This window comes from Roseiarcus sp. (assembly GCF_052145395.1).
Classification (GTDB): Bacteria; Pseudomonadota; Alphaproteobacteria; order Rhizobiales; family Beijerinckiaceae; genus Roseiarcus.
The window spans coordinates 1-5,843 of sequence record NZ_JBKQOT010000467.1 but is presented as its reverse complement, the minus strand read 5'-3'; the positions used below and the strand labels follow the sequence as shown (position 1 = coordinate 5,843).

7 protein-coding genes are annotated in these 5,843 nt (G+C 66.9%); 3 read left to right on the top strand and 4 right to left on the bottom strand.

Features of this window, described 5'->3' with window-relative positions:
• Nucleotides 1-281: 281 nt before the first annotated feature.
• Entirely contained in the window at nucleotides 282-491 is a 210-nt protein-coding gene (locus ACLP25_RS15915) for a hypothetical protein (RefSeq protein WP_442470156.1), read from the bottom strand.
• A gap of 290 nt (nucleotides 492-781) precedes the next feature.
• On the opposite strand from ACLP25_RS15915, the gene ACLP25_RS15910 reads away from it, so the two are divergent.
• Nucleotides 782-2,236, top strand: coding sequence for an aminotransferase-like domain-containing protein (locus ACLP25_RS15910; protein ID WP_442470155.1), 1,455 nt, complete (start codon nucleotides 782-784; stop codon nucleotides 2,234-2,236).
• Between the two features lie 25 nt (nucleotides 2,237-2,261).
• On the opposite strand, the gene ACLP25_RS15905 is transcribed toward ACLP25_RS15910, so the two are convergent.
• Nucleotides 2,262-2,630, bottom strand: coding sequence for a PRC-barrel domain-containing protein (locus ACLP25_RS15905; RefSeq protein WP_442470154.1), 369 nt, complete (start codon nucleotides 2,628-2,630; stop codon nucleotides 2,262-2,264).
• A gap of 173 nt (nucleotides 2,631-2,803) precedes the next feature.
• On the opposite strand from ACLP25_RS15905, the gene truA reads away from it, so the two are divergent.
• Nucleotides 2,804-3,541, top strand: coding sequence for a tRNA pseudouridine(38-40) synthase TruA (gene truA / locus ACLP25_RS15900; RefSeq protein ID WP_442470153.1), 738 nt, complete (start codon nucleotides 2,804-2,806; stop codon nucleotides 3,539-3,541).
• Nucleotides 3,542-3,577: 36 nt separating this feature from the next.
• Here the strand turns inward: truA and dapE are convergent, their stop codons facing one another.
• On the bottom strand, nucleotides 3,578-4,741 hold the full coding sequence (gene dapE, locus ACLP25_RS15895) for a succinyl-diaminopimelate desuccinylase (protein WP_442470152.1): 1,164 nt from the start codon (nucleotides 4,739-4,741) through the stop codon (nucleotides 3,578-3,580).
• A gap of 59 nt (nucleotides 4,742-4,800) precedes the next feature.
• On the bottom strand, nucleotides 4,801-5,385 hold the full coding sequence (locus ACLP25_RS15890; RefSeq protein WP_442470151.1) for a LexA family transcriptional regulator: 585 nt from the start codon (nucleotides 5,383-5,385) through the stop codon (nucleotides 4,801-4,803).
• A 230-nt stretch (nucleotides 5,386-5,615) separates the two neighbouring features.
• Between ACLP25_RS15890 and ACLP25_RS15885 the strand changes: the two genes are divergently transcribed.
• On the top strand, nucleotides 5,616-5,843 hold the full coding sequence (locus tag ACLP25_RS15885) for a hypothetical protein (RefSeq protein WP_442470150.1): 228 nt from the start codon (nucleotides 5,616-5,618) through the stop codon (nucleotides 5,841-5,843).

Sequence of the window (5,843 nt, the reverse complement as noted above, 5' to 3'; positions counted from 1 at the left end):
ACCCATCCTCGGAATAATCCGGGACTCGGAATTATGGTGAAAGTCATGAAGATCGCGCTTGGCTCCTTTTTGCGGGCGAAGCGGCCTAGTCCAATAACGGTAAGCAAAGACCTCCCCGCCAAGCGCGTGTCATTTGTTCAATGGGGTCAAGGTCGGCAAGGGCCGCAATTGCCGGCGGAGCTCTTTTCTCCCAGGGTTCCGCCGGCTTTTTACCGGGTTCTAGGCCGAGGCGATAGGTGACGGAGTGACGCCATGGATCCTTCTTTCGCGCAGGTGTGCACTCAGTTGGGCGTCACGGGCTTGCAATTGTTGGCTTTGATGGCGAACGCCGCTTTCCCGGCGCCGTCGAGCGGAAGCGGCATGACCGCCGCTTGGGCCGCCGGGCCGATCAATACTTTCGCCAGCCTATGGTCGGCGGCGCTGGCGAACGGCTGGAAAATCCCGACCGCGATCATGGCGACGGCGCCGATCGCTCTTTGGGCGGCGACCACGCCTGGCGCATATTATCGCCCATCTGGTCAAGATCAGCTTTGGGACGATTTTCCCTGATGGACGACGTTGCGGCGACGATCGGCGTTCTGGTCGTGATCGTCGGCGTGGTCCTGGTCGTGGCCTTGGGCGTCATGTGGCTGCGAACGCGCTGAAGGCTGAGCGGTTCGCAGTGGCGACACGGTGGCGACAAATTCAATTTCACCGCGACCGATCGGGCGGAAATATCCGGCCAAGCCTTTGATTTCATGACGACAGTCACAGAGGCTGAGGGCTACGCAGGCCTGATCGTTTGTCAGGACACTTTTGGAACGGTGTTCTGCTGGACGATCGACCCACCTCGCGCGTCGAAACCACGGCCGCGCATATCCGCGATCGCGTCGCCTCGCGCGCTCTGGCGAACGGGTCGCGGCTGCCGTCCGTACGCGAACTCGCCGACAAGCTCGGGGTGTCGAAATCGACGGTCGTCGAGGCCTACGAGCGACTCGCCGCCGAAGGGGCGGTCGTCGCGCGGCGCGGCGCAGGCTTTTTCGTCGCGGGTCCCCATCCGCGCGCCCCGAACGCCTTCGCTCCGGCGCCAGAACCCGCGATTGACCCGTCGTGGATCAACCGGCACGCGATGATGGGCGCGGCCGATTTCCTCTGTCCCGGCGCCGGCTGGCTGCCGGATTCCTGGGTGCTCGATCTCGGCGTCCAGCGCGCGCTGCGGTTCGCCGCGCGTGATGACGCGCAGCGGCGGCGCCAGTACGACGAGCCAATGGGCTATGCGCCTCTTCGCAGGCTGTTTTCGATGCGGCTCGCGGAGCGCGACGTCCTGGTCGACCCCGACCAGGTCATCGTGACGGACTCCTGCTCGCAGGCGCTCGACCTCGTCTGCCGTTTCCTGCTCGCGCCGAACGACACGGTCGTGGTCGACGACCCCTGTTATTTCAACTTCCTGTCGCTCCTGAAGGCGAGTCGGGCCAAGATCGTCGCGACGCCGATGGCTCCCGACGGCCCGGACGTCGATTCGCTCGCGCGCCTCTTCGCCGAGCATCGGCCGCGCCTCTATCTAACCAACGCCGGCCTGCAGAACCCGACCGGCGCTACGTTGTCGCCGGCGAAAGCCCATCGCGTCCTGCGGCTCGCCGAAGACCACGACGTCCTTATCCTCGAAGACGACACGTTCGGCGATTTCGAGCAGGATCCTGCGATCCGGCTCGCAGGACTCGACGGCCTGAGACGCGTCGTGCAGGTCGGCAGCGCCACCAAGACGGTCGGGGCGGCGACGCGTTGCGGCTATATCGCGGCGCGCGCCGACTGGATCACGCCGCTCGTCGATCTGAAGCTTGCCGTCAGCATGGGCAACAGCGCGACCGGCGCCGCCATGATCCACCGCGTCCTCACCGAGAGCAACTACCGTCGCCATCTCGACGCCCTGCGCCGCAGGGCGGCCGACGCGATGGGGCTCGCGCTCCGCAATCTGCGCAGGCACGGCCTCGAGCCGTGGACCGAGCCGCGCGCCGGAATCTTCGTCTGGGCGCGCCTTCCCGACGGAATCGCCGCCGCCGACGTGGCCCGCTACAGCTTGGCGCGAAAAGTCCTTTTCGCGCCTGGCCCCGCGTTCAGCGCGTCCGATCTGGGACGCGGCTACCTCCGATTCAACGTCGCTCGCTGCAACGAGCCGCGCGTCTACGCAATGCTCGACGAAGCGATCGCCGCGGCGTCAAAGGAGATTGCTCCGGAGCCGCCGGCCGGCCAAAAATGAGCCCCGCTTTCTCGGGGCTCGATGTCTACATCGACCAATAGGGGCCGACGCCGTAGTAGTCGTGAATTCTGCTTTCGTATGCACGATCGCCCCACGCCGGCTCCAGATCGATGTCGTACGCCGGGGCGCCTTCCAGCTGGCGCTTGTCGAGATTGACGACATAGCCGCCCTTGTCCGTGTCGTAGCGCAGGACCGACCACGGCAACGGATGATACTGGTTTCCGATCCCGAGGAATCCGCCGAACGACATGATCGCATAGGCGACCTTCCCGGACGGCTTGTCGATCATGATGTCGTGGATCGAGCCGAGATTATCGCCAGCGGCGTTGTAGACATTTGTTCCCTGCACCTTGTCGGACGCGATCAGGTTACCTGTTTCCTGGACAGCTTCCATCACCGGCCTCCTTTTGCTCGGTTGCCCCCTCTTCTGGAAGGTCAACGCAGCCGGGCCTTGCGGAGTTCCGGCAAGCCGGAGGGCGGCTGGTCGCCAGGCCCGAGGCCAGTCGTTTCCTCGCGCGGGCCGCTCGCTTAAAGAAGCCGAATCGCTCGCGAGACCCGTCACCCTCGATGCCCCGTTTCAAGCTCATTCTCGAATACGACGGCGCGCCGTTTGTCGGCTGGCAGCGGCAGGAGAACGGCGTCTCGGTCCAGCAGGTCCTCGAGGAGGCGGTCCTCGCGATGACCGGCGAGCCGCGGGTCGTCCATGGCGCGGGACGCACCGACGCCGGCGTGCACGCAGCCGGGCAGGTCGCCCATCTCGACCTCTCGCGCGACTGGACGCCGTTCCGACTCGGCGAGGGGCTCAACGCGCATCTCGTCCCGCACGCCGTCGCGGTTCTCGGCGTCGAGCGGGTCGCCGACGATTTCGACGCGCGCCACTCCGCTCGCGCTCGCGACTACGTCTATCGGGTCGTCAATCGTCGCGCGCCGCTGACCTTCGGCCGCGGCCGCGCCTGGCGGGTCAAGCCGAGGCTCGATGCGGACGCCATGCGCGGGGCGGCGCAAGTCCTGATCGGCCGGCACGACTTCACCACCTTTCGCGACGTCCAGTGCCAGGCGAAATCGCCGGTCCGCACGCTCGACCGGCTCGACGTCTCGCGCGACGGCGATGCGATCGCGTTCGAGGTGAGCGCGCTCTCTTTCCTGCACCGGCAGGTGCGCTCGATGGTCGGCTCGCTGATCGACGTGGGAATGGGCCGCTGGACCGCCGCCGACCTCGAGGCGGCGCTCAAGGCCGCCGACCGCAGCCGCTGCGGCCAGGTGGCCCCGGCGCACGGGCTTTATCTCGTGAGGGTGGAGTATTGAGGAACGCGCGTCTGTAGCGGCGCTCGACGACCGCGGCTACAGTTTTTCGCGGAAATACCGCTCGAGGACCCGCTCGTAGATCCGCGTCAGCCCTTCGAGGTCTGCGAGCGCCACCCGCTCGTCGACCGCGGGGATGGTGGCGTTGGGCAGGCCGAGGTCGATCACCGGGCAGGCGTTTTTGATGAATCGCGCGTCCGAGGTGCCGCCGCCGGTCGAAAGTTCTGGCCGGCGCCCGGTCACGTCCTCGACCGCCGAAGAGACGAGGTCGGTGAAGGCGCCCCGCGGGGTGAGAAAGGAAGCGGCGTTGGTCGGGTCGAAGGTCAGCGTGGTCCGCATGGTCCCGACGGCGCCCGCGACCCGGCGCTCGATCTCCTCGGCCAGCGTCTCCGGCGTCCAGCGATCGTTGAAGCGGGCGTTGAAGACGAGGCGGATCTCGCCCGGAATGACATTGGTCGCAGGATTGGCGACGTCGACTGTCACGACCTCGAGGTTGGATGGGTCGAAATCCGCGCTGCCGGCGTCGAGCGGCGGGTCGAAAAGCCCGGCCAGAACGGGGGCGAGTTTTCGCAGCGGATTGTCGGCAAGATGCGTGTAGGCGACGTGGCCCTGCCTGCCATGCAGCGTGAGGCGCCCGGTCAGTGAGCCACGCCGACCGTTCTTGATCGTGTCGCCGAGGGTTTTGACGCTGGTCGGCTCGCCGACGATGCAATGGTCGAATTTTTCACCCCTGGCCCGCGCCCAGTCGAGAAGTTTCACCGTGCCGTTGATCGACGGCCCCTCCTCGTCGCCGGTGATGAGAAAGCTGATCGAGCCGTCGCACCCTCCCTTGGCGACGAAGGCGAGCGCCGCCGCGACCGCCGCCGCCAGCCCGCCCTTCATGTCGCACGCGCCGCGGCCCCAGAGCGGGCCGTCCGCCACCTCCCCTGAGACCGGAGGAAAACGCCAGCGCGCCGGGTCGCCGGGCGGCACGACGTCGGTGTGTCCGGCGAAGGCGAGATTCGGCGCCGCCGTTCCGAATCGGGCGTAGAGATTGAGCACGTCCGGGGTCCCAGGCTCTGAGAAGGTCACAAGCTCCGTGGCGAATCCCGCCTGCGCGAGAAGGTCGCGGAGATACGGCAGCGCCCCGGCGTCGGCCGGGGTCACCGAAGGAAAGGCGATCAGCGCGCGCGCAATGCCGAGCGCGGTGGAGAGTGTCGGCATCAGGAATCCGGACGCTTCGGTCAGGGCCTCTTCGCCCCGTTTTCGCGGGCGAGGGGGCGTTACTTCGGGCGCATCTCTCGCACCGCCGCGGCCCAGTCGAGGCCCACGTCGTAGATCGGCGGCTCGGTGTTGGAGAGCAGGTTCCAGAGGCCCGTTTGCGGGCTCCGCTTCAGCGCCTTGATCAGCACCCGTCCGTCCGTGAGCCCGCAGACGCACATGCGCCCGATCAGGCTCTCGTCCGGCGGGTCGCGGATGTCGTCGTAGAACACCAGCCAGTTGTCGAACAGGGCGCCGAGCGAATGGCCGCGGATCTGCACTGCGACCGTGTTGGGCTTGGCGGCGATGGGGGCGTCGACCTCGTCGAACGGCCCCTGGCCCTCGGCGTAGAAATGCGCGACCGCCCCGGCGCCGACATAACCGACGAGGGGCGCCTTGGGCGTGATGGGCTTGCCCCCGCCGCCGAGCGGGCGGGGCGGCTCGATGCCGAGATATTCGGCAACGATCGGAATCTCGTCGGCGCGCAGCCGGCGATGTCCGTTGAGCAGATCGGTCACGGCGGACGGCGAGCGTCCAAGCGCCTTGGCGAGTCCGCTGCGGGTTTTGCCGGTGTGCTTGAGGCCGGCGCGGATCCAGTCGACGGTCACGTGCATCCATCCCTTGTTGCGCGGGCGCCGGCGCGTTTTGCGCGCGCCCGAATCGACGACGCCTTACGGCCCGTGTGATTAACCACGCTTTCCGAAAAACAGCAATACCGAAATTGCAAAATGTTGACACGCGATTCTGTTTCGCAGAAAATGAACAAATCAAGAACAGAAGATGGCGGCTGCGCGAGCGCGCAGTTCCAGTTCTCAACACCTTGATCTGGAGGGCTTTCATGACCGCAAACGTTTCGCCGCCCCGCAAGAAGGCCAAGATCGAGACGGAGCGCATGGAGGCGATCCGCGCCTCGGCCGCCCATCTCGCCGACCTTCGGCGTGCGCATGGGAGGCCCCCCCCGGACGTGCCTCTCCCCAGCAGGCTCGCCGTGCGGCTCGTCTGTCCCGTCCCGGACGCCTCCTGGTGTACGTCCCCGGCCCAACTCTGCGCGGAGCTCGCCGAATGA

Bases quoted from the DNA above. Each gene is read 5' to 3' on its own strand.
- ACLP25_RS15885 (WP_442470150.1), top strand. From the start codon at position 5,616: ATGACCGCAAACGTTTCGCCGCCCCGCAAGAAGGCCAAGATCGAGACG.
- truA (WP_442470153.1), top strand. From the start codon at position 2,804: ATGCCCCGTTTCAAGCTCATTCTCGAATACGACGGCGCGCCGTTTGTC.
- ACLP25_RS15905 (WP_442470154.1), bottom strand. From the start codon at position 2,630: ATGGAAGCTGTCCAGGAAACAGGTAACCTGATCGCGTCCGACAAGGTG.
- dapE (WP_442470152.1), bottom strand. From the start codon at position 4,741: ATGCCGACACTCTCCACCGCGCTCGGCATTGCGCGCGCGCTGATCGCC.